This is a genomic window from Dactylosporangium sp. CA-092794, assembly GCF_050948465.1.
Classification (GTDB): Bacteria; Actinomycetota; Actinomycetes; order Mycobacteriales; family Micromonosporaceae; genus Dactylosporangium.
This window is the reverse complement of the sequence record NZ_CP192044.1, coordinates 2,811,949-2,834,385: the sequence shown is the minus strand read 5'-3', so window position 1 is coordinate 2,834,385 and position 22,437 is coordinate 2,811,949. Positions and strand designations below refer to the sequence as shown.

Here is a 22,437-nt window from a genome sequence, read left to right as displayed (position 1 = left end):
GGATCATCGGCTCAGAACCGGTGCTCGGCGAGCACGTCGGCCGTCCGCAGCTGCGCGACGCGGGCCCGCTCCGAGTCGTGGAGCAGCACGCCGGTGTAGAGCGCGTCGAGCACGAGCAGGTGTGCCATCCGGCTCGCCATCGCCTCGACGCGGAAGTTCGTCTCGCGGGCACCGGCGACGAGCACGAGGTCCGCGACCGTGGTGAGGGGGGTCGTGCTGAAGCTCGTGACCGCGATCACCGTCGCACCCGCCTCCTTCGCGGCGCGCGCCGCGCCGAGCGTCTCCTTGGTCGCGCCGGTGTGGCTGACGGCGACCCCGACGTCGCCGGGGCGCAGGAGGCGCGCGCACACGTGCTGCACGTGGACGTCGGCCGGCGCCTGCGCGTCGACGCCGATCGTCGAGAGCCGGTAGGCGGCGTCCTGCGCGAGCGGGGCGCTCGTGCCGACGCCGAGGAAGAGCACCCGGCGCGCGTCCGAGATGGTCCGCACCGCGGCGGCGAGCTGCGCGCCGTCGACACTCGCGGTCGTCCCGCGCAGGGCGTCGGCACTCCCGCTCGCGAGCTTCGCGAGGATGGCCGCGGGCTCGTCCCCCGCGGCGATGTCGTCGGTCGGCAGTCCTTCGTCGCGCGGGCGCAGATCCTGTGCGAGCGCGATCTTCGCGGCCTGGAACCCCTTGAAGCCCAGGCTCTGGCTCGCGCGCACGACCGTGCCGACGCTCGTCTGCGCGAGCGCCGCGACTTCCGTGACCGAGGCGTGGATGACCTCCGGCCCGAGGGCGAGCAGCGCGTTCACGACGCGGGTCTCGCCCGGGGCGAGCGATCCGGAGACAGCGCGGGCCATCTCCGTCACGGAGCCAGGGGGGCGGCCGGAGGCCGACGTGGGGTCGGTCACTGAATCCATGTCCGGGACGGTACGGCCGCCGGAGATACGTTCCGTGGTCGACGAGGTGGCCGACGGATGAATATTCCATCTTTCGAGTTGAACTGAATAATGTTCCACCGCGACCATGGACGATGTGACCTCCTACCTCCTCGCGCACCTCAGCGATCTCCACCTCGGCCGCCCGGACGACGACGGCTACGCGGGGCTGGCCGCCGCGCTGGCGGTGCTCGACCGGCTCGACGGGCTCTCCGCCGTCGTCCTCACCGGCGACCTCGCCGACGCCGGCGACCCGGCCCACTACCGCCGTCTCGCCGAGGCGTTCGCCGGCCTCGCGGCCCGCGACGTCGAGGTCGTGTGGGCCGCCGGAAACCACGACGACCCCGCCATGATCGCCGCTACGCTCGGCGAGGACGGCGACGGCACTCCCCGCGACCGCGTCCACCGGCTCGGCGGGCTGCGGATCATCGCGCTCGACAGCTCCGAGCGCGGCCGCGGCGACGGCGAGCTCTCCGCCGCGCAACTCGCGTGGATCGAGGCGGAGCTCGCCGTCGCCGCGCCCCACGGCACGATCCTCGCGATGCATCACCCGCCGCTCGGCACGCGGATCGAGGGCATGCGGACGGGCGAGCTGGTGAACCCGGCCTCACTCGCCGCGGTCATCCGCGGCCGGGACGTGCGCGCGATCCTCGCCGGCCACTACCACTACCCGCTGTTCGGCGCCGTCGAAGGCGTGCCGGTCGTGCTGTCGGGCGCCCTCTCCTACACGATCGACGCGAGCCGCGAGCGCGGGCCGTTCGCCGGCCTGCCCGGCGTACGAAGCCTCGGGCTCATCGACATCTCCTCCGGCCGGCTCACGGCCTCGATCGTGCCGCTGTGAGCCGCCCGAGCCCCGTGCCGTCGCCGCGACCTTCAACGCCGGAAGCAGAGCATCACGCCACCCAGCCACCAGGTCGTGGTTCGGGCCGGGCCGCTGCCTCGCAGGTTCGACCTGGCTAGCCCAATCATCGCCGCGGCAACGGCGAACTGTAGGACCGCGAAGCCATGGCTGAGCACAGCGCCGAACCCCTCGAAGGACCCCGATCCGACAGCGCCGGCCGCGACCGCGTCCTCGTAAGCATCGACCCTGACGTAGTACAGCCACACCGAGGAGACGGCGTAGACCATGGTCAAGACCGCAGCGGCAAGCAGCAGGCAACTTGAGAGCCTCAAGGCGAGTTTACCGACGACCAACTTGCCGCTGAGCACCTCGCCGCCTTTCGATGGTGACAGCTCTCTGAGATCACCAATTATGACCATCGCCGGGTCACGCCTCGCGTGAGCGAGCGTCTTGGCCGCTGAAGTCCGCCGGTAGGAGTGACGCTGAGGCCGAGGAACTGCCGCCGATCGGCCCCTCCGCCGGTTGAGCCTGGTTCGGCGCCGCGCCGATCGCCTTCCGGGGATCAACCCAGATGCGTGCTGGGGGCGGGCGGGCCGTCGCGCCGGCCGCGGTTGGCCGCCGCGGCGGGCTGACCCCAGCCTCACCTGTCGAGGACTCGACAGCGGGCAAATGGGCGCAGATGCCACCGGATCCGTCACCATGGAGCCTATGCCCCGCCCGGAGGACCAGCACGTACGGCTGCTCGGGCCGATCGGCGTCGTCCTTCATGGCACCGCGGTGCCGGTCGCCGGTGTGCGCCGCAAGGCCGTTCTCGCGGCCCTCGCGCTGTCCCCCGGGCAGATCATCAGCGCCGAGCGGCTCATCGACATCGTCTGGTCCGATAACGTACCCGCGACCGCCGGCAACACGCTGCAGCAGCACGTGTCGCACCTGCGAGGTCTGTTCCGCACCCGCGACGCGATCGTCGCGGCGGCGCCCGGCTACAAGCTCGATCTCGCCGGCGACGCGACCGACCTGCGCACCGCCGAACGGCTCATCGCCCGCGCCGAGCGCATCGAGGACCCGGCCGCGCGGGCGGCGGCGCTGCGCGGCGCGCTCGATCTGTGGCACTCGCCGGCCCTCGCCGATCTGCAGGAGATCGACTGGTTCGGCGCGGAGGCCGGCCGGATCGAGCTGCTGCGCACCGCCGCGTTCACGGCGCTCGTCGACGCCCGGCTCGCCATGGGTGAGCACACCGCGCTCGCCGGCGAACTGCAGGCCCTCGCCCCGCACCACCCGCTCGACGAGGTGCTGCACGCCCAGCTGATCCTCGCGCTGTACCGCTGCGGCCGGCAAGCCGACGCCCTCGGCGTGCTCCGGCAGATCCGCGAACGCCTCGCCGACGACCTCGGCGTCGACCCCGGTCGGCGGCTCCGGGGGCTGGAGACGGCGATGCTTCGCCAAGACCCGGCCCTGGAACCGCACCCACCGGCCGTCGCGACCGCCCCGGCGGTCCATGCTCCGGTCGCGCCGGCGCAGTTGCCGCCCGCCATGCCGCATTTCGTCGGCCGCCACGGCGAACTGGAACGCCTCGACGAGGCCCTTCGCTCCCACGGCGAGCCGGCACCGGTGACCGTCGCCGTGTCCGGACCACCCGGCGTCGGCAAGACATCCCTGGCCGTCGTGTTCGCCCACCGGATCGCACCCGAGTTCCTTGATGGTCAGCTGTACGCGAACCTGCGCGGGTTCAGTCCCGACACCGCGCCGGCCGAACCCGCCGACATCCTGCACGGGTTCCTGGAGGCGCTCGGCATCGCCTCGCAAGGCATCCCCGAGACGCTGGAGGCCCGCGTCGGTATGTACCGCAGCGCCCTCGCCGGCAGACGGGTGCTGGTCCTGATCGACAACGCGCACGACGCCGACCAGGTCCGGCCCCTGCTGCCCGGCGCCGCCGGCTGCGTCGCCGTGGTCACCAGCCGCAACAAGCTCACCCCGCTCGTGGTCCACGAGGGCGCCACCGCGGTACCCGTCGACGTCCTCGCCCGCGACACCGCGCACACCCTGCTGGCGCAACGGCTGGGGCAGAAACGCGTCGTCCACGAACCCGACGCCGTCGACGACATCATCAGCCGGTGCGCGGGCCTGCCGCTCGCGCTGGGTATCGTGGCCGCCCGCGCCGAGACCGAACCCGCGCTCTCCCTCGCCACCATCGCCGAGCAGATGCTGGTGGAGACCGACGCCCTCGACGCGCTGTCCGGCGGCGACGAGCGCACCGACGTGCGGGCCGTCATCTCCTGGTCGTACACGGCGCTCAGCCCGCAGGCCGCCCGGCTGTTCCGCAGCCTCGCCCTGCACCCGGGAACCGAGATCAGCGCCGCCGCGGCGGCGAGCCTCGCCGCCGTCCCGATCGCGCAGGCGCGCCGGCAGCTCGCCGAACTCAGCGGCGCCAACCTGCTCACCACCCTCCACGATGGACGCTACGGTTTCCACGACCTCATCCGGGCGTACGCGCTCGAACAGGCCCACCGCCGTGACACCGTGACGCACCGCACGGGTGCACTGCACCGGCTGCTCGACCACTACCTGCAGACCGCACACGCCGCCGCCGAGCTCCTCGATGCCTACCGCGACGACATCCCGGTCGCCGACCCGCTCGACGGGGTCACCGCCGCCCCGTTGCCGACCCACGACAAGGCCCTCGACTGGCTCATCGCGGAATATCGCGCCATCCTCGCGCTCGTCCGCCTCGGCGGCACCGAAGGTTTCGACCGGCGCGCCGCACAGGTGGTGTGCACGCTGACCGAGTTCGTCGAACGCCGCGGCCTGTGGCCCGAATGGAAACCCGCGCTCGGCACGGTCTTGCGCGCCGCCGACCGGCTCGGCGACCGGCGCGCGATCGCCTACAGCCACCGCGGTCTCGCCCGCGCCTGCCAATGGTCGGGTGACTACACCGACGCCGAGATCCACTATCGCCACGCCCTCGACCACCTCACCGCACTCGGCGACGTCCTCGGCCAGGCTCGGGTCCGGCACAGCCTGGGCCGCCTGGCCGAGCTACGCGACGAACTCGACGAAGCGCTCGCCCACACCAGCGCCGGGCTCGACCTGTTCCGGCAGACCGGCGACAAACCCGGCATCGCCAAGGCGCTCAACGGCGTCGGCTGGTACCACTGCCTGCTCGGCGACTACCGGGAGGCGCTGCGCTGCTGCGGCGAAGCGCTGGCGATTCTGCAGCGGCTCGGCGACCGCCGAGTTGAGGCGAACACCTGGGACAGCCTCGGCTACGCCTACCACCGTTCCGGTGACCTCGGCCAGGCCGTCGACTGCTACCAGCACGCCTTGGCACTGTTCCGCGACATCGGCGACCCGTTCCACGAAGCCGACGTCTCCATCCATCTCGGCGACGCGTACGCCGCGGCGGCAGACCCGGCATCGGCGCGGCGCTCGTGGCGGCACGCCGAGGCGATTCTCGACGAGCTTCGCCACGCCGGCGTCGAGGAGGTCCGCCGGCGACTCGGCAGCAGGCCGGACCGTGGTGTCCAGGGAGCATCACTCCGTGGATAAGCTCTGCTCATCGAGAGCGGCGAGTTCGCGGACCTGTGGGCGAAGCACGACGTGACGACGCCGCACTCCTACGAGAAGCGGCTCCACAACCCCGAAGTCGGACTGATGACCCTGCACTGCCAGATCCTCCACGATCACCAGCAAGGACAGTCCCTCATCGTGTTCACCGCCGTCCCCGGAAGCGACAGCCAGCAGCAGCTGGACCTGCTCGCCGTGCTCGGCAACGAGCGGTTCGCTCCGAAGCCCCGCTGAGCGACAGGTGCGCCCGGCTCGGCTCCTGGCAGGCGTTTCAGTCCGGCGTCAGTACCGTTCAGCCCGTGCTGCCACGGTTGCCGCAGCGACCGGGGACCGCTCGGTCAGGAGTAGCGGAGGCAGGATGTTTCGCAGGCGTATCGCGCGACGGTTCATGCTCGGTATGGTCGCCGCGGTGGTGCTGCTGGCACCAGGCGCGGCGTTCGCCCAGGACAACCAGCCGGGTCCGGCGAACCCGACCGACTGTGCCGTCGAGAGCACCGACGACAAGGGCAACGTCACGATCGTCTACGTGCCGGAGGGCACCACGTACGGGCTGTTCCACTGCCGTGGCGGGGAATGGCACTTCGGATGGTTCCCCTTCGATTCCAGGTCCGTTGCCGTCGCCGACTCGGTCATCGTCGACCCGCACGGCACGGTCATGGTCGACGAGGCGGTCATCGACGGGCGTGCGGGGGACATCACCGCCGGCGAGGTCAAGTACATCCTCGACGCGGCCGGGGTGCCCGAGCCGGCGGTACCGGACGAGGCCGTGGTGCTGTCCGAAGGCGGCAAGGAACTTTACGCGACGCGGGAACTGGGCAAGCTGACGTCCATCGGCGACCTCGCCGATAAGGCGGGCACCGACGCGCCGACGGTGGTCTTCGCGAACAAGAAGAAGCCGAGGATCACGATCACCTTCAAGTGCAAGCTGATCCCGCCGTACTGCACGATCATCATCCGGTGGTGAGTTCGGACAGTGTCGACGACCTCGGCGCCGCTGAACAGCGACGCCGAGGTCGTGCGGCGGGGCGCCGCAGCCGTATGATCACGACGGCTCGGGGCGGGAGCCGGCGGATCGCGCGTCGTAGTCGCGCTGCCGGTCGACGATCTCGTCGGCGTGTTCGACGGTCCAGCTGTAGAGGTGCGAGAACGGCTCGCGCAGCGATTCGCCCAGCTTCGTCAGCGAGTACTCCACGCCGACCGGCGAGGTCGGCAGTACCCGCCGCTCGATCATGCCGTTGCGCTCCAGGCGACGCAGGTTCTGGGTGAGCACGCGCTGGGTCACGCCCTCGAGCCGGCGCTTGATCTCGTTGAACCGCTTCGGCTCGGCCAGCACCGTCATGATCATCAACGACCACTTGTCCGCGATCTGGTCGAGGATCGGACGGGTCGGGCAATCAGTGCGGAAGACCCACTCCGGCTCGTCACTATCGGTCACGCTAGGTATCCTCCGCGATCCTTGAGATGCTCAAAGTGCGTCATTGACGCCCCTCGGCGATTACTCAACCATAGGTATGCATCGGATACCTAGAGACGGAGAGATCGTCGTGACCCAGCCCGCCTTCAGCACCCTGCACGTGACCCGCGAGCGCGGCGTGGTCAAGGTCGTCCTCGACAACCCGCCCGTCAACGTGCTCAGCCTGCCGATGATGGCCGAACTGATGACGCTGCTGACCTCGCTGCGGGACGACGCCGCCGCCCGGGTCGTCGTGTTCGAGAGCGCCGACCCCGAGTTCTTCATCGCGCACGTCGACATGACCCTGGTGGACGACGAGAACGCCGTGGCCGATCCCACCGCCGGCGCGCCGGAAGGACTCAACGTCTTCCAGGCGCTCGGCGAGGCCGTCCGTACCCTGCCCCAGGTGACGATCGTCAAGCTGGCCGGGCTGGCGCGCGGCGGAGGCGCCGAGTTCGTCGCGGCGGCCGACATGAACTTCGCGGCGATCGGCCGGGCCGGGCTCGGCCAGATGGAGGCGCTGGGCGGCATCGTGCCCGGTGGCGGCGGCACGCAGTACCTGCTGAGCCGGACCGGCCGCAACCGCGCCCTGGAGATCATCCTCGGCGCCGACCTGTTCGACGCCGAAACGGCCGAACGCTACGGCTGGATCAACCGTGCCCTGCCGGCCGGCGAGATCGACGCCTTCGTCGACCGGATCGCCCGCAACATCGCGGACCTGCCCGATGGCACGATCGCGGCCGTCAAGCACGCTCTGCCGCCGCAGGACCTGGCCGCCGGGATGCGGCGCGAACACGAGGCCTGGGCGAACCAGTTCGCGAACGCCCCGGCGGAAAAACTGCTCCGTGCCGCGCTGGCTGCCGGCGCGCAAACCCCGGACGGTGAGCGCCGCCTGGAGGACCTGTTGCGGTCGATCGCCGCCTGAGGACGACGGGCGCCCGCGGACGGTTCTCGGCCCGCTGCCGGTGGTCAGGCGGCGCGGGTACCGGTGAACGGGATCGTCATGATCGCGGCTTTGGCCTCGCCGGCGAGGTGGTAGCGGCTTTCCTACCGAACTGCTCTCTCTGGCTGCCGGACCGGCGGCGGGGCAATCCTTACCGGCATGACCTTCACGTTCTCGCACGACCACGTGGGCATCAGCGTTACGCAAGCGGATCTCGACGCCACCATCGCGTGGTACTCACGCAATCTGGGTTTCGCCGTCGAACGGCGGTTCGAGTCCCACGGCACCGCGTTCGTGTACCTCTTCAGCGGTGACGTCAAGATCGAGCTCCTCGCGGGCGCGTCGAACCGCGGCCGGGCTACCGGCAACGTGCTCACGAGCATGGACCCGGCGCGCCTGCACCATTTCTGCCTCGCGGTCGCAGATCTCGACGCGGCGGTGTCCCGGCTGGGTGCACTCGACGTGCCGCTGATCGGCGGCCCCATGGACATCGCGGAGACCGGGCAGCGTATCGCGTTCGTCACCGACAACGTCGGCACCATCATCGAGCTCACCGAGCCCGGCACCTGGCCCGCCGGCCGGACGGGACGGGCATGATGCCGGACCGCGCGGACTTCACCGCACCGCAGGCCGCCGGACCGGCCCGCTGGCGGCCCGCCGAGGTGACGAGCCCTCAGCTCGATCGTCCCGTCCCGGTCATCGCCGCCAAGGACATCCCCTACATCGCGAACGCCAACCGCTTCCAGAACGTCTCGATCTACCTGCCGCGCACGCCCGAGACCGCCGGGCTCATCGGCACCCCGGTCACGTCCCTGCCAGGGGCCGACTCACCGGTGCGACTCCCCCGGTACCTCGTGCACATCCACGGCGGCGCCTGGCGCGACCCGCGGCTCACCTCCGCCTCGATCGAGCCCGCCGTCGCCCACGCCTACTCCGGCACCGAACTCCCCGGCACGCAACCCCATCCGGTCAGCGCCATCGCGTCCCTCAACTACACCGTCTCACAGTTCGACTACCCCGCTCCCCCGTTCATGCCCTATCCCCCCATTCCGTACGACGCCATCAAGGACAATCACACCGATCTGTCCCGGGAGGCCGTCCATCCTCAACACATCAGCGACGTGCTGCACGGCTTGGCCCTGCTCGGCTCGCTCGGCCTCGCCAGCGGATCGTATGTCCTGTCCGGACACAGCTGCGGCGCCTGCATGGCGTTCCAGGCGGTCCTGGCGTCCCCGGGCTACTACGGTCTCGGCTACCTTCCCGAGCCGCCCGGCCCGGCCGCGCTGCTCGGCCTCAACGGCCTCTACGACCTGCCCGCGCTCGCGACCGCGGACGGGCTGGGCGCTTCCCACGCCCACCTCCGCGACGACTACGAACAGTTCTTGTCCAGGGCGTTCGGGGCGAACCAGGGCGCCTGGCCGGAGGCCAGCCCGGCCGGCTTCGACCCGGCGGGCATCGCCCGGCGGATCCGCGAAGGCAACGCGCCCCGGCTGGTCGTGCTGGGCCAGAGCACCGAAGACCAGCTCGTACCGATGAACCAGCAAGACCGGATGGCCGCCAGCCTGGCCAAGGTCACCGGGATCCGGATCGCCCAGGTGCACCGGCTCACCGGAAAGCACGCGGCCCCGTGGGAGCAAGGCGGCATGATGTACCACAGCCTCCTCGACACCCTCCGGCTCCTGGGCTCATGACCGTGGGAAAACGGTTACCACGCTGCACCGCTGGTCGCGAGCGAGAATCGGAGCATGACCGGTGACGAGACGACGCTGGGGACGACGTTGCGCGTCTGGCGCGACCGCATCACTCCGGCGGCGGCCGGGCTGCCGCGCGGGCGCACGCGCCGAGCCAAGGGGTTGCGCCGGGAGGAGCTCGCCGAACTCGCCGGCATCTCGGTCGACTACGTCGTGCGCCTGGAACAGGGCCGCCACACCACCCCGTCGGCGCAGGTGGTCGCCTCGCTCGCCCGCGCCCTGCAACTCAACGACGCCGAGCGCGACCATCTGTATCGGCTGGCCGGTCTCGTCCCACCGGCCGACGGAGAGATCTCTGACCACATCCCACCCGGGCTGAGCCGCGTGCTGAACCGGTTGGTTGACGCCGCCGCTGCCGTGTTCGCCGCGGATTGGCGGATGATCTGGTGGAACCGCGGCTGGGCGGGCCTGCTCGGCGACCCGTCGACGACGCCGCTGCCACTGCGCAACTTCGCGCGCGACACCTTCCCGATCGAAGGCCGAGGCCCGCACCTGTCGCACTGGCCGGTGACCTCGCTCGGTCAGGACACGGTCGAGTCCGCCGTCGTGTCCGACCTGCGCCGCGCGACGGGACGCTTCCCGGACAGCAGACGCCTGACCGACCTGCTGCAGGTGCTCACCACGGGCAACGACCGGTTCGCCGAGCTGTGGGCCTCGGGCGCGGTCGGCGCTCATCGCGAGGACCACAAGATCGTCGAGCATCCGGCGGTCGGTCCTATCGCCGTGGACTGCGACGTCGTGATCGACGGTGACGCGGAACGAAAGGTTGTCATCCTGACGGCGGCGCCGGACAGCGAGGACGAGACCAAGTTCCGGCTGGCGGTCCTGTCCGGCGTCCCCGGCTCCGCGGGCCCATCGTGAGCTGCCGGCAGATGGCGCGCCCGATGCCTTGCGCGGCACCGGTGACGACCGCGACGCCGGTCGTGAGTGGCGTGTGACATGAGGCCTCCGGCTTTGTTCTTGGCACCGCGGACCTGGCAGGGAGGGCCGCCAGGCCCGACCGGTGTCTGGCGGGAGCAACGGTCGCCAGTCGGGCGGACCCGAGCCATGAATCCCTTGCTGTCGCGGTGGCGGGCTGCGGCATCCCGGCGTGCTGTCCGGGCGAATTGCGGATCTGCGATCGTTGTCCGGTGTCTTCTCCACCCGGTGGCTGGCTGAACGCCGAGCAGCAACGCGCCTGGCTGGCCTTCATGCGGCTCCAGCTGCGGATGACGTATGAGATGAATCGCCAGTTGCAGGCGGACAGCGCGATGTCGTTCGCCGACTACCACGTCCTGAACGCGCTGGCCGGCGCTTCCGGCGGCACGATGTCGGTGACCGCGCTCGCCGCCCAGATCGGCTGGGAACGCAGCCGTGCGTCGCACCACGCGAAACGGATGGCCGCGCGCGGGCTGGTGGAGATGACGCTCGCCGCGCGTGACCGCCGGGTGACCGAGGTGTCGCTCACCGCGGCCGGGCGGGACGTGCTGTCGGGGGCGGCTCCGGGGCACGTCGAGCTCGTCCGCCGGCTGTTCTTCGACGGTTTGGACCCGGAGGTGGTACAGCGGCTGGCGGAGTCGCTGGAGACCGTCTACGAGAACGTGCTCGACCGAGGGTCGCTGGGCCGCCCGCCCATCGGATAACGTGAGATGTCACGTAATTCGAGTGTGGAGGGTACGATGACGAAAGCGATCACCATCACCGGGTACGGGCCGCCGTCGGTCCTGCGGGTCGCCGACGTCGAGATCGGTCCGCCGGCCGCGCGGCAGATCCAGGTCGCGGTGAAGTTCGCCGGGGTCGGGCCCACCGATCTCGCCATCCGGGCCGGCCATCTGGACGCCGTCTATCCGGTGCGGCCCGGCGGCATCCTCGGGTTCGAGGCGGCCGGCATCGTCGACGCCGTCGGCGACCAGGTGGAGGACCTGGCCGCCGGTGACGAGGTCGCGGTGTTCCTGCCCGGATCGCTCGGCGGCTACGCGGAGCGGGTCAACGCCGACTTCTGGGTGCGCAAACCCGCGAATGTGCCGTGGACCTCGGCCGCGGCGTTGCCGGCGTCCGGTGAGGCCGCGATCCGGGTGCTCAAGCTGCTCGGCCTGACGCAGGGCGAGACGCTGCTGGTCCTGGGCGGGAACGGGTCGGTCGGGGCGATCGCCACGCAGCTGGCCATCGCCCGCGGGGCCAAGGTGATCAGCGTTGTGCGCCCGTCCGACTTCGCCGAGGTCGCCGGGCGCGGCGCCGTCCCGATCGACTACCACCGGCCGCTGAGCGACGCCGTACCCTCCCCGGTCGATGCGGTGCTGGACGCCTCCGGCCGCAGCGACCTGCGGGCCGCGGTCGCCTTGGCCGGCGGCCCGAACCGGGTCATCACGCTGTCGGACCCTCGGGCCGGCCAGGTCGGCGTCACCCTCTCCAGCCCGGTCGCGGCCGGGATCCCGGCCGCGTTGCGGGAAGCCATGGACCGGGTCGCGGCCGGCACCCTGTCCCTGGCCGAGCCGACCATCACACCGCTGGACCAGGCCGCCGACGTCCACACCCGGCTGGAGAACGGCACGCTTCGCGGCAAGGTCCTCCTCCGGCTGTAGCCGCGCCCGTGCCGCAGGCAGGACTTTCGGCCCTGCCTGCCGCCGATGTGCGCGGATAGCGTCCGGGACATGAGCGAACCAGGTATCCAGCGGCGGCAGCTCGCCGGCTACCGGTTCGCCGTTCCACTGGCGGGTGCGCACGTGCGCCGAGTGTTCGACGAGCGTTGTCGCGGGCGGTGAATCCCGTCCTGTCCGCCCGCCCGCCGAAGGAATCCCTGTGCTGGACGACATCCGCGCCGTGTGCCGGCGCGATCCGGCGCTGTACGGCATCCATCGCGCCGAGGTCCTGCTATACCCGGGCCTGTGGGCGCTGTGGGGTCACCGCGTCGCACACCGGCTGTACCGCTGGGGCGTGCCGCTCCTGCCCCGGCTGATCTCCCAGGCCATGCGGAACGCCACCGGCGTCGAGATCCACCCCGGCGCCGTCGTCGGCCGGCGGCTGTTCATCGACCACGGCGCCGGGGTCGTCATCGGCGAGACCGCCCGCATCGGCGACGACGTGACCATGTACCACCAGGTGACCCTCGGCGGCCGGGGCTGGCGCCGCGACCCGAAGGGCAGCCACCGCCACCCGAGCGTCGGCGACCGCGTCGTGCTCGGCGTCGGCGCGACGGTGCTGGGGCCCGTGCACATCGGCGACGACGCCGAGATCGGTGCGCTGTGCCTCGTTCTTTCCGACGTTCCGGCGGGCGCCCGGCTGCGCGCGCCCGCCGCCGAAGCCCTACCCAGGAGTCAGTCATGGTCTACGACGACATCACCGCACTGATCGGCCGCACGCCGCTGGTCCGCCTCGCCCGGTTCGAGCCCGGCCTGCCGGCCCGGCTGCTGGCCAAGCTCGAGGCGGCCAACCCCGGCGGCAGCGTGAAGGACCGTATCGCGCTGGCCATGATCGAGGCCGCCGAGGCCTCCGGCGCGCTGCGACCCGGCGGCAGCATCGTGGAGGCGACCAGCGGCAACACCGGCATCGGCCTGGCCATGGTCGCGGCCGCGCGCGGCTACCGGCTGGCCCTGACCATGCCGGAGAGCATGAGCGCCGAACGCCGCGCCCTGCTCGCCGCCTACGGCGCCGAACTGGTCCTCACCCCGGCCGCCGCGGGCATGCGGGGCGCGATCGAGCGGGCCCACGACCTCGCCGCCGAGCGCGGCGCGTTCATGCCCCGCCAGTTCGACAACCCGGCCAACCCGGAGGCGCACCGGCGTACCACCGCGCTGGAGATCTGGAACGACACCGACGGCGACATCGACCTGTTCGTGGCCGGCGTCGGCACCGGCGGCACGCTCACCGGCGTCGGCCAGGCCCTGCGGGAGAAAAAGCCCGGCCTGCGGGTGTACGCGGTCGAGCCGGACGAGTCGCCGGTGCTCTCCGGCGGCACGCCCGGGCCGCACGGCATCCAGGGCATCGGCGCCGGCTTCGTCCCCGCCGTGCTCGACCCGGCGGTCTACGACGAGATCGTCCGGGTCGACGCCGACCAGGCCCGCGCCGCCGCCAGGCGGCTCGCCCGCACCGAGGGCATCCTCGCGGGCGTGTCCGGCGGCGCCGCGCTGCACGCGGCCGCCGCGATCGCCCGCCGGCCGGAGAACGCCGGCAAGACCGTGGTGGTCGTCCTCCCCGACACCGGCGAACGGTACCTGAGCACGCCGCTGTTCACGACGCCGCAGGTCCCTTCCACCGGCCGGTAGCGGGTTCCTCGCCGCCGGCTGCCCGCTTCGACGCCATCGTCCTCGGGCGGTCCGCGTCAGCGGGCGGTGAGCCAGTCCAGCGCGTCGCCGTAGGCCGTCAGGACGGACACGTGCCCGTCGTCGGGCCGCGGCCAGCGGGTCGCGTCGGGCAGCACGGTCATGAGCCGCTCGCTGTGCCCGACGGGCACCATCCGGTCCTGGCCGCCGTGAACGACCAGCACCGGCACCGTGATGTCCGCCGGGTCGAAGCCCCACGGCGACACGTAGGCGAGGTCGTCGTCGACCTGGCCGACCACACCCGCCTCGGCGGCCCGGCCGGCGTCCTCGCCGAGCGCCGCCCACGGCCCGCTCAGCGCCGCCCAGTCCGCGTCGGTGAACACCGCCGGATCGAACCGCGCGCTCTGCGCGTATCGCAGCCGGGCCTCGCGCCCCTCCAGCGCCGCGCGCAGCGCACCGTCGTCGGCCATGCCTTCGAACCAGAAACCCTCTTTTGGGTACGGCGCGAGCCCGGCGAACGTCGCCGCCGCGCTCACCCGGCCGGGCAGCAGGGCCGCGCAGGCGAGGGCGTGCGGCGCGCCGCCGGAGGCGCCCATGACCGCGAACCGGTCCACGCCGAACGCGTCGGCGACGGCCGCGGCATCGGCGGCGGCGGAGGCGACGTCCCGCCCCGGTAGCGGCGCCGACCCGCCGTAGCCCGGCCGCGCGTACGTCACCAGGCGCAGCCCCCGCTCGGCCGCGCCGGCGAGCTGCGGCGCGAGGATCGCCCCGGTGTGCGGGGTGCCGTGGTGCCAGAAGACCGCCGGCCCGTCGCCCTCGCTGTCGTACGCCCGCAGCGTCCGCCCGCCGGCCACCCGCAGATCCCGCTCGACCACCATCGGCCGAGCGTATCGTGCTCAGGCGCCCTCATGATCGAGCGGCAACGGCCGGAGGGGCTTCTCCGGGAGCGCTTTGCTGGCGCTGATCCTCGGCGTTCACCACGACGGCGTCGTGACCGATCGAGGGGCCGCCGGCAGGCGTCTCCGGGCTGTGCGTGCCGAGGGGCAGCCGGACCAGCATCACCGCGGCGACCAGCGTGTACGCATTGGCGCCGAAGAATCCGATCGGGCCGTGGAGGTCGGCGAACAGCCACACCACGCTGCTGACCAGGATGACGTAGGCGGCCGCGGCCGGCCAGCGCCGCCGCCGCGAAGCGCCGGTCCGCGGCAGTGTCGCGTCGATCATGACGATCAGTGCCGGCACCAGCCAGACCAGGTGGTGCACCCACGTCACCGGGCTGATCAGGCAGCCGAGGATGCCGGTCAGCGCGAATCCGGCCCGGGTGTCGGTTCCCGCGGCTCGGACGCGCACCAGCCACACGACGAGCGCCGCGCCGACCAGCGCCAGCCACAGCAGCTTGCTCGGATGGGCGGGGTTCAGCCGGGCGACCAGACCCTGCAGCGACTGGTTCGAGATGTACGCGAGGTCGCCGATCCGCGAGGTGTTCCACATCGCGTCCGTGAAGTATGTGCGGGTGGCGCCGGGCACGGTGAGCGCGGCGACGCCGGTGGCCGCCAGCAGGGTGCCGGTGGCCGTCGCCGCGGCGCGCCTGCGGCGGGTGATCAGCAGGTACCCGATGAAGATCAACGGCGTCAGCTTGATCGCGGCGGCCAGACCGATGCCCACTCCCGCCCACCGGGAATGCCGCTCCAGCAGCCACAGATCGAAGTAGACCAGCGCCACCAGCACCAGGTTGATCTGCCCGAAGCTGACCGTGTCACGCACCGCGTTGAGCGACGCGAACGCGCACGCCGCCAACGCGAACGCGTACCAGCGGCGCCAGCCGGCGCGGCGGGCCACCGGGTTGATCAGCAGCGCCAGCACGAACACCGACGCCACCACCGTGACCAGCAGGTTGACCACGATCGTCAGGTGCCAGGGCAGTGCCGCCATCGGCAGCATGCACAGCGCGGCGAACGGCGGATATGTGAACCCGTAGCCGTGCCAATTGGTCCAGTCGTACAGGCCGCCGCCGTGGACCCAATGCCAGACGGCCTCGTGGTACACCGACACGTCGAACCAGCCGCGGTGCCCGGGCAGCACGGCGATCGCCACCCCGATCAGCGTGGCGAGCATGCCCACCAGGGCGATCCGCCTCATGCCGTGCCTACTGGCGTGCGCTCGAGAGGCGCGGCGCCCGGAGAGATCGGCGACCGCGTTGGTGGGATCCACGCGCTGGAGGGTAGTATGTAATGCACAGTAGTATCAAGAGCGGGATAGTGGGCCACGGCGAAAGGCGCCGCTGTCGCGTGCGGCGAAAGCTTATGCGAGAGCACTGGACCGGATGCACGGAGATCGGCCGATGAGTGAATTGGTCAACTGGTCGGTACGCCTCAGATGGCGTAATTCCATCAGAACCCCATGTCGCCGAGGTGACACTACGTATATGGTGACGGGCAGTCGGTGAAGGCTCACAGACGAGTCGCGGAGGTCATCATGGCCGAAAAGGTGCGCGGATCGGAGTTATTGAAACACCGGTACACCGAGCGGGATCTCGAGGAATTGATCACGTTGGGTCATCAGGACGGCATCGACCTGGTGGACTTCTTCCCGCTCGGCATCCCCAACCCCGACGGCGGCTGGGGCGTCTGGCGGGTCCGGCCCGAGGTGCTGGGCGGCCTCATCGACCGGTTGATCCAACTTGAGCGGGTGCCGAATTTCAAGGTGTTCCCGAAAGGGATCCCGTCCCTGGACGCATTCGACGTGGTCTTCGAGGCCGGCTCCGGCCGACGCCGGTAACCATGCCGCTGACCGGTCCGGACGGCATCCTACAGGTGCATCCGACCCGCCGCTGCAATCTGCGCTGCCTGCACTGCTACTCCGACTCCGGTCCGTCGGCCCGCGACGAGCTGGCGATCGGGACTCTGCACGATGTCGTGAGCGACGCCGCCGAGCTGGGGTATCGCGTGCTGTCGGTTTCCGGGGGCGAGCCGCTGATGTACCGCTTGCTCCCCGACCTGCTCGAGCACGCACACGGCAACGGGATGCGGACACTCGTCACGACCAACGGGACGCTCACCAGCGCGCGCCGGCTCGAGCGGCTCGCCGCCCATCTCGACCTGCTGGCCATGAGCCTGGACGGCCCGCCGGACGAGCACGACCTCATGCGCGCCAAACCCGGAGCGTTCAATGCGCTGTGCCGTGGTCTGGAGTCGCTGCGGGCATCGGGCATCGCCTTCGGTTTCCTGTTCACATTGACCCAGTACAACGTGCACCAGCTGGAGTGGGCCGCACAGTTCGCGATCGAGCAGGGCGCGTCGCTACTGCAGGTCCATCCCCTGGAGGCGACGGGCCGCGGCGCCGCCCTGCTCGACTCGGTCGCCGACGACACGGAGCGCTCGATCGCCGTGCTGGAGGTGGCGCGCCTGCGCCGGGCGGTCGGCGACCGCATCCACGTCCACCTCGACCTCGCGGTGCGGGGGATGCTCTCCAGCACCGCCGAATGCGACCCTTGTGCCCCGCTCGCCCGCCTGGTCTCACCACTGGTCGTCGAGCCGGATGGGCGCTGCGTGCCCCTGGAGTACGGCTTTCCCGACGCATTCGCGCTCGGCAACGTGCTCGACCATCGGCTGATCGACCTCGCGGCCGCGTGGCGGGCGGACGTGCTGCCACAGTTCAACCAGATCTGCCGGGACGCCGCCGCCCGGCTCGCCGGCCCGGATGCGCCGGCCGCCTCCAACTGGTACACGGCGGTCACCGCGGCCGCCGTCGAAGCAGCGGCCATGTGAGCGTTTAGGAGTCACGCCTGCCTCGTCTCGTGCGGCGGGCCGCCGGTGGAAGAGGCATCGCGCGTTCGGCGGTGGAACTGTAGGTGCAGCGCCGCCGTGCCCTCGATGACCAGCCGCTTTGGACCGGCTCGCAACGGCCCGAGACGACGAAGAGGACGATCGCCTCGACGGTGAGCGGATCGAGGAGTACGGCAAGTACGTCGTGGATTCTCCCTGGGCGTGGCTGCCGCAGCCGTCACGAGGCGTCGTCATGCCGGGTCGGCCTTGGCGAGACGCGCCGATCCGTCCGATTATGCTTGCCCTGCCGACGGGCCGGGGCTACACGATCCGTGGTCATTTTCAAGACCCCGAAGAGTTTCTCTTCCTCGACCGAGACAGCCGCCCACTGTTGTTCCGATCCGTCGACGGGCTGGCTCGCCATCTTGAAGCCGACGATCACTTCCTCGTCGAGATCGAGGACTGGTCCCAGGTCAAAGACTGGTTCATTAACCTGGTCCTGACGCCCGACCCTGACGATCAGATCGATCTCGAGATCATTCCGCACGTCCTCAAGCTCTCGCCGCAGGACTGGATACCGGAGCTCCTCGTCGCCGGCCGGAATTTAGCCGCCGAATTTGCTACCGTATTCGATCTCACGGACGCGGTAAGGCTGCTCGCGCCGGGTTCGCGGCTTGATCAGCTCGATGACGTCATGCGCCTTGCCCAACGGTCTTTGACCGGCTGGTCCGCTCGCCGCCGCAGACGCAACATCGACACCATTTCGGTCGTGCGGGATTGGAACCGTGTCCTGGACAGCATCGACCAGATGACGCTGTGGGAAGACTGATTCGCCAGATGCCGCCTGCGGAGCCGAGCGTTCAGTTCTGCCCTCGACGGCCCAGCGGCTTACGTCTGGGCGCACTACTGCGCAAACCCATTCACGTGCGGCACCCCGGCGCCTACCTGGCGATCGTCACCGCTACCACCGGTCGGCGTAGCGGCTGGGCCTCGTGAGCAGCCGAACCACCATGGCTACGACAAACACAAATGGGAGCGCTACGGACTCCGGTGTCGGGCGGTCCAGCACATCGTGCATAACGAAGCCCAGGTTCGCGCCCATGCTTGCTACGAATGCGATGGAGGCGAGCTTTGCTCGTCGTGATGGTCGCATCCGCGGCCCCCTCCCGTGATCGGCGACGTGCCAGCGCAGGTTCTCACGGACATCGCTCTCGGGCCGATGGTCCGGCGGCGGTGTTCAATCGACGTTCATCTGTCGTAGGCCCGGCTGCCAGGTGGGCGCCCGCGACGGCGTCGGCGAGCAGGCGGCGGCCGTGGCCGACTTCCGGGTGTACCACCGGACGAGACCACGTCGGTGTTCGAGCTTCTGACCGCGTCATCGCCCGGCGATGTCGCTGCCGGTGCCGCGCGTGTACTGAATCCGACTCGGGGGGTGCTTCAGCGTGGACCTTGGGTCGGGCAGTATGCGCTCATGGTTTCGATCAGTCGTCGATTGCTGTCAATCGCGGTAGCCGCGTCCATGGTAGGAATGGCCAGCGCATGTGGAGGAAGCTCATCGCCCGCGACGCAGTCCGATTCGGCTCCGGCAGCGGCGCCGGCGACAACTGCGGCCGCCACACCCACGGGTGGGAGCGCTCAGCACTTCTGCGAAGTGGTCAAGGAGCAGAAGACGCTCTTGCAGGGGACTGAGTTGTCCAGCTTGCTGACGGGCGGAAACGCGGCGGCCTGGAAGGCATACCTCGACAAGACAACCGCGATGAACCAACAGTTGGTGGACGCCGCTCCGGCGGAAATTCAGCCAAGCGTGAAGGTCCTGCAGGACGCGACCCTGGAGCTGAAGGCGACGCTGGCGGCGGCGAACTACGACCCGTCGAAGGTCGGCAGCGCAAAGCTGGTCCAACTGCTGCAGACCCCGCAGCGCAAGGACGCCACCACCGCGATCGTGGCCTACGTCAAGACGCAGTGCGGCATCGACCTGACCAAGCTGGACGGCTGACGTCGGCGGCATCGGCAATCGTCAGGCGCTGACCCCGCCGATGGCAACCTGGGTCGGCTTCGGGCGGTTGCCGCTGCCCCAATAGAACGGCCCGGAGGTTGGCTGGACCTTGATGCGCCAACCGATCCGGTCGAGTTGCTGTTCGAGGTCTGCGGGCCGGTGGGGGACTTTGACGATCCGGTAGGCCGTCCCGTCGGTGAGCCGGCGTTGGATGACCGGGGAATGCTCACCCTCGATGAGTTCCTCGCCTGTGCGGTACCCGTCGTCAACGAAGAACACTCGTCCATCCGGCTGCAAACAGTCGGCCACCAGCGACCAGAACGACGCGAAGCGTTCGGCCGGAACGTGTGACAGCCAGAACCCGAAGAACACGACATCGTAGCGACGGTCCGGCCGCCAGCCGAACAAGTCGGCCAGCACGAATCGCACCCGCTCTCGGCCCACCCGGGCCGCGGCGATGCCGAGCATCTCGGCGGAGGCGTCCACGGCCGTGACGTCCGTGGCGTGTCGCAGCAGCTGGGCCGTCCAGGTGCCCGGACCGCAGGCGAGTTCGAGCACGCTGCCGGCCGGCCGGAAGGCGTCCAGCGCCTGGGACAGCTCACCGCCGCCGGGAAACGGCAGCGCATGGTCGTCGTACTCACCCGCGACCGCGCGATAGAACGCGGCCTGCTCGTCGAGCAACGCCGCCAGATCGTCACGACCAGCCATCCGTCGAATATCTCGGAACCTCGGCCAGGCCGCAACCTCGCGATCAGCGCCGGAGCCGGCACGATCCGACCGCACAGGGATTCGTGTGGTTGAATGTCCGATCATGAAGTCCATCGTTGTCATCGGGGCCACCCAGGGGACCGGCCGCGAGCTCGCCGCCGAGTACGCCCGCCGCGGCGCCCGCGTCGTCATCACCGGACGGTCGGCCGAGCGCGCCGAGGAGGTGGCCGCCGGGATCGACGGCGACGTTACCGGGCTGGCGCTGGACCTGACGCGGCCGGCCGAGATCGGCGACGCGCTCAAGTCCGTCGAGAGCGTCGACCGGGTCGCCGTCGTCGGCATGGTCCGCGACGTCAACACGCTGGCCGACTACGACGTGGCGCGGGCCGTGGAACTGTCGACCACCAAGGTGGTCGGCTACACCACGGTCGCGGCGGTGCTGCGTGAGCGGATGACGCCGGACGCCTCCGTGCTGCTGTTCGGCGGACTGGCGAAGGACTACCCGTATCCGGGCTCGACCACGCTGACCGCGGTGAACGCGGCGCTGGTGGGTGTGGTGCGCACGCTGAGCGTCGAGCTGGCGCCGGTGCGGGTCAACTCCATCCACCCGGGCGGCATCGAGGACAGCCCGTTCTGGCAGGACAAGCCGGAGGCCCTGGAATTCGGGCGCAAGCAGACGCTGACCGGGCGGCTGGGCACCATGCGCGACATCGTCGACGGCTGCGTCTTCCTGCTGGAGAACCCGTTCGCCACCGGTATCAACCTCAGCCTGGACGGCGGGCGCCACTGAGCAGCCGCACCACCCCGTCCGGCGCGTTTCGCGGTGGCATCGGGGCGCCGCCGGCGGCGGCCGGATCCGATCGCCGCCAGCTTCCCGGCCGCCTGGAGTCGATCGAGCGTTTCGGACGTTAGCCGGCGGTCGCAGTGGGTAGCGGCGGTTCGCCGCGTTCGTGCCGCGGCTTGACCGTCGAGCGATCGGCCGTGGGGGTTCGAGTTGACCATTACCAGTGTGGAGCCGGTGGTTGCGCCGCCGCCGGATCGTCGTCGGGGGCTGTGGCTGTGGTTGTCCGTGGCCGCGGCGGTCCTGGTGCTCGCCGCCGGCGGGTTCGTCACGTTCAGGCTGACCCGGGCGGTGCCGGCGCCGCGGATCGACCAGACCCTGCCGCAGACGTACACGATCCCGGGCGTCGCGCCGGTGTTGCCGTTGCCGCCGGCCGGGCAGGCGACGGTCGAGATTGACGGACTCGGCCGCCTGGGTACCTCCGGTGGGTCACGACCCGTGCCGATCGCCAGCGTCGCCAAGGTGATGACCGCGTACCTGATCCTGCGGGACCATCCCCTGCGCCTCGACGAGGACGGCCCCACGCTCACCGTCTCACCGGACGAGGCCGCCGCCTACCCGGCCCAGCTCGCCTCCGGCCAGTCGGTGGTCAAGGTGGTCGCCGGCGAGGTACTCACCGAACGGCAGGCCCTCCAGGCCCTGCTCCTGCCCTCGGCCAACAACGTCGCCCACATCCTCGCCCGGTGGGACGCCGGTAGTAGCTCCGCGTTCGTCACGAAGATGAACCAGGCCGCGGCCCAGCTCGGGATGGCCGACACGAAGTACACCGACCCGTCCGGGCTCGAACCGGCCACCGTCAGCACCGCCGCCGACCAGGTCACCATGGCCCGGGTGGCGATGCAGGTGCCGGTGCTGGCGCAGATCGTGTCGATGTCGAAGGCCACGCTGCCCGTGGTCGGGCCGGTCGAGAACGTCAACACCCAGCTCGGCAAGGACGGGCTCGTCGGCATCAAGACCGGCTTCACCGACGAGGCCGGCGGCTGCCTGCTCTTCGCGGCCGAGATCTCCGTGGAGGGGCAACGGCTACGGGTCATCGGTGCCGTGCTCGCTCCCGGCCCGAGCACGGCGGACGCCTTCGAGGCCAGCCGTCGCCTGATCCAGGCCAGCAGCGGCCTGCTGCACAAGTACAAGGTCGTGCACGCCGGCGAGGTCGTGGCGACGCTGCGGGGACCGACGGGCCGGAGCACGTCCCTCGCCGCGAGCGGCGACGTGGACGTGCTCGGCTGGCCCGGCCTGACCTACCGGATCGAGACGGTGAGCGCCGTGCCGGGTCGCGTCGCGGCGGGCGCGGGTGCCGGCACGCTCAAGCTCACCGCCTCGGCGGCGGCCGTGACCACCGCCGTGCAGGCCACCGACGCGCTGGCGCAACCGAGCTGGTGGGAACGCATCACGCACGGGTGAGTGCCGGAGCGCGGGATCGTGGC

At 70.9% G+C, this 22,437-nt stretch carries 24 protein-coding genes; 18 read left to right on the top strand and 6 right to left on the bottom strand.

All coding sequences use genetic code 11. The annotated features are described in order from the left end of the window. Positions 1-11 precede the first annotated feature (11 nt). A complete protein-coding gene (locus tag ACQPXD_RS12375) occupies positions 12-899 on the bottom strand; it encodes a MurR/RpiR family transcriptional regulator (RefSeq protein WP_432837829.1) in 888 nt (295 codons plus the stop codon). Between the two features lie 106 nt (positions 900-1,005). Between ACQPXD_RS12375 and ACQPXD_RS12370 the strand changes: the two genes are divergently transcribed. After that, complete coding sequence (locus ACQPXD_RS12370; protein WP_432837827.1) at positions 1,006-1,758, top strand: metallophosphoesterase family protein; 753 nt, start codon at positions 1,006-1,008, stop codon at positions 1,756-1,758. 32 nt (positions 1,759-1,790) lie between these two features. Here ACQPXD_RS12370 and ACQPXD_RS12365 read toward each other — a convergent pair whose 3' ends face one another. Then, positions 1,791-2,126, bottom strand: coding sequence for a hypothetical protein (locus ACQPXD_RS12365; RefSeq protein WP_432837826.1), 336 nt, complete (start codon positions 2,124-2,126; stop codon positions 1,791-1,793). 340 nt (positions 2,127-2,466) lie between these two features. On the opposite strand from ACQPXD_RS12365, the gene ACQPXD_RS12360 reads away from it, so the two are divergent. The 3 genes from ACQPXD_RS12360 (at position 2,467) to ACQPXD_RS12350 (ending at position 6,283) form a co-directional block, all read left to right on the top strand. Continuing rightward, on the top strand, positions 2,467-5,301 hold the full coding sequence (locus ACQPXD_RS12360) for an AfsR/SARP family transcriptional regulator (protein ID WP_432837825.1): 2,835 nt from the start codon (positions 2,467-2,469) through the stop codon (positions 5,299-5,301). 51 nt (positions 5,302-5,352) lie between these two features. Further along, positions 5,353-5,553, top strand: coding sequence for a hypothetical protein (locus ACQPXD_RS12355; RefSeq protein WP_432837824.1), 201 nt, complete (start codon positions 5,353-5,355; stop codon positions 5,551-5,553). A 124-nt stretch (positions 5,554-5,677) separates the two neighbouring features. Further along, entirely contained in the window at positions 5,678-6,283 is a 606-nt protein-coding gene (locus ACQPXD_RS12350) for a hypothetical protein (protein ID WP_432837823.1), read from the top strand. Between the two features lie 78 nt (positions 6,284-6,361). Here the strand turns inward: ACQPXD_RS12350 and ACQPXD_RS12345 are convergent, their stop codons facing one another. Beyond that, on the bottom strand, positions 6,362-6,754 hold the full coding sequence (locus ACQPXD_RS12345; RefSeq protein WP_432837822.1) for a winged helix-turn-helix transcriptional regulator: 393 nt from the start codon (positions 6,752-6,754) through the stop codon (positions 6,362-6,364). Positions 6,755-6,797: 43 nt separating this feature from the next. On the opposite strand from ACQPXD_RS12345, the gene ACQPXD_RS12340 reads away from it, so the two are divergent. From ACQPXD_RS12340 to cysK, 8 genes are all read left to right on the top strand, one after another. Continuing rightward, positions 6,798-7,697 (top strand): enoyl-CoA hydratase/isomerase family protein, encoded by a 900-nt coding sequence (locus ACQPXD_RS12340; protein ID WP_432837821.1) that lies wholly within the window; start codon positions 6,798-6,800, stop codon positions 7,695-7,697. A gap of 177 nt (positions 7,698-7,874) precedes the next feature. Then, positions 7,875-8,312, top strand: coding sequence for a VOC family protein (locus ACQPXD_RS12335; RefSeq protein ID WP_432837820.1), 438 nt, complete (start codon positions 7,875-7,877; stop codon positions 8,310-8,312). Then, positions 8,309-9,406, top strand: a complete 1,098-nt coding sequence (locus ACQPXD_RS12330; protein ID WP_432837819.1) for a hypothetical protein — start codon at positions 8,309-8,311, stop codon at positions 9,404-9,406. Before ACQPXD_RS12335 ends, ACQPXD_RS12330 begins: the two co-directional genes overlap by 4 nt. A gap of 54 nt (positions 9,407-9,460) precedes the next feature. Beyond that, complete coding sequence (locus tag ACQPXD_RS12325; RefSeq protein WP_432837818.1) at positions 9,461-10,327, top strand: helix-turn-helix transcriptional regulator; 867 nt, start codon at positions 9,461-9,463, stop codon at positions 10,325-10,327. Positions 10,328-10,596: 269 nt separating this feature from the next. Further along, complete coding sequence (locus ACQPXD_RS12320) at positions 10,597-11,088, top strand: MarR family winged helix-turn-helix transcriptional regulator (protein WP_432837817.1); 492 nt, start codon at positions 10,597-10,599, stop codon at positions 11,086-11,088. Between the two features lie 36 nt (positions 11,089-11,124). Further along, positions 11,125-12,027 (top strand): NADP-dependent oxidoreductase, encoded by a 903-nt coding sequence (locus ACQPXD_RS12315; RefSeq protein ID WP_432837816.1) that lies wholly within the window; start codon positions 11,125-11,127, stop codon positions 12,025-12,027. A gap of 217 nt (positions 12,028-12,244) precedes the next feature. Continuing rightward, positions 12,245-12,793: a serine O-acetyltransferase EpsC gene (epsC, locus tag ACQPXD_RS12310; RefSeq protein WP_432837815.1), complete on the top strand. Its 549-nt coding sequence runs from the start codon at positions 12,245-12,247 to the stop codon at positions 12,791-12,793. Beyond that, entirely contained in the window at positions 12,766-13,707 is a 942-nt protein-coding gene (gene cysK, locus ACQPXD_RS12305) for a cysteine synthase A (RefSeq protein ID WP_432837814.1), read from the top strand. Before epsC ends, cysK begins: the two co-directional genes overlap by 28 nt. Positions 13,708-13,763: 56 nt before the next feature. Here the strand turns inward: cysK and ACQPXD_RS12300 are convergent, their stop codons facing one another. Then, positions 13,764-14,582: an alpha/beta fold hydrolase gene (locus tag ACQPXD_RS12300; protein WP_432837812.1), complete on the bottom strand. Its 819-nt coding sequence runs from the start codon at positions 14,580-14,582 to the stop codon at positions 13,764-13,766. A gap of 28 nt (positions 14,583-14,610) precedes the next feature. Next, complete coding sequence (locus tag ACQPXD_RS12295) at positions 14,611-15,843, bottom strand: glycosyltransferase 87 family protein (protein WP_432837811.1); 1,233 nt, start codon at positions 15,841-15,843, stop codon at positions 14,611-14,613. A gap of 336 nt (positions 15,844-16,179) precedes the next feature. Between ACQPXD_RS12295 and ACQPXD_RS12290 the strand changes: the two genes are divergently transcribed. From ACQPXD_RS12290 to ACQPXD_RS12275, 4 genes are all read left to right on the top strand, one after another. Continuing rightward, positions 16,180-16,482 carry a hypothetical protein gene (locus tag ACQPXD_RS12290; protein WP_432837810.1) on the top strand — a complete coding sequence of 101 codons (303 nt, stop codon included), beginning with the start codon at positions 16,180-16,182 and terminating at the stop codon, positions 16,480-16,482. A 2-nt stretch (positions 16,483-16,484) separates the two neighbouring features. After that, positions 16,485-17,471: a radical SAM/SPASM domain-containing protein gene (locus tag ACQPXD_RS12285; protein WP_432837809.1), complete on the top strand. Its 987-nt coding sequence runs from the start codon at positions 16,485-16,487 to the stop codon at positions 17,469-17,471. Between the two features lie 118 nt (positions 17,472-17,589). Beyond that, positions 17,590-18,297 carry a hypothetical protein gene (locus ACQPXD_RS12280; protein ID WP_432837808.1) on the top strand — a complete coding sequence of 236 codons (708 nt, stop codon included), beginning with the start codon at positions 17,590-17,592 and terminating at the stop codon, positions 18,295-18,297. Positions 18,298-19,119: 822 nt separating this feature from the next. Next, positions 19,120-19,464 (top strand): hypothetical protein, encoded by a 345-nt coding sequence (locus ACQPXD_RS12275; protein ID WP_432837807.1) that lies wholly within the window; start codon positions 19,120-19,122, stop codon positions 19,462-19,464. A 21-nt stretch (positions 19,465-19,485) separates the two neighbouring features. Here the strand turns inward: ACQPXD_RS12275 and ACQPXD_RS12270 are convergent, their stop codons facing one another. Continuing rightward, positions 19,486-20,172 (bottom strand): class I SAM-dependent methyltransferase, encoded by a 687-nt coding sequence (locus tag ACQPXD_RS12270; RefSeq protein ID WP_432837806.1) that lies wholly within the window; start codon positions 20,170-20,172, stop codon positions 19,486-19,488. 103 nt (positions 20,173-20,275) lie between these two features. On the opposite strand from ACQPXD_RS12270, the gene ACQPXD_RS12265 reads away from it, so the two are divergent. Both ACQPXD_RS12265 and ACQPXD_RS12260 read left to right on the top strand, forming a co-directional pair. Continuing rightward, positions 20,276-20,962, top strand: a complete 687-nt coding sequence (locus ACQPXD_RS12265) for an SDR family NAD(P)-dependent oxidoreductase (protein ID WP_432837805.1) — start codon at positions 20,276-20,278, stop codon at positions 20,960-20,962. Positions 20,963-21,181: 219 nt separating this feature from the next. Further along, positions 21,182-22,414, top strand: coding sequence for a D-alanyl-D-alanine carboxypeptidase family protein (locus tag ACQPXD_RS12260; RefSeq protein ID WP_432837803.1), 1,233 nt, complete (start codon positions 21,182-21,184; stop codon positions 22,412-22,414). The last annotated feature ends 23 nt before the right edge of the window (positions 22,415-22,437 follow it).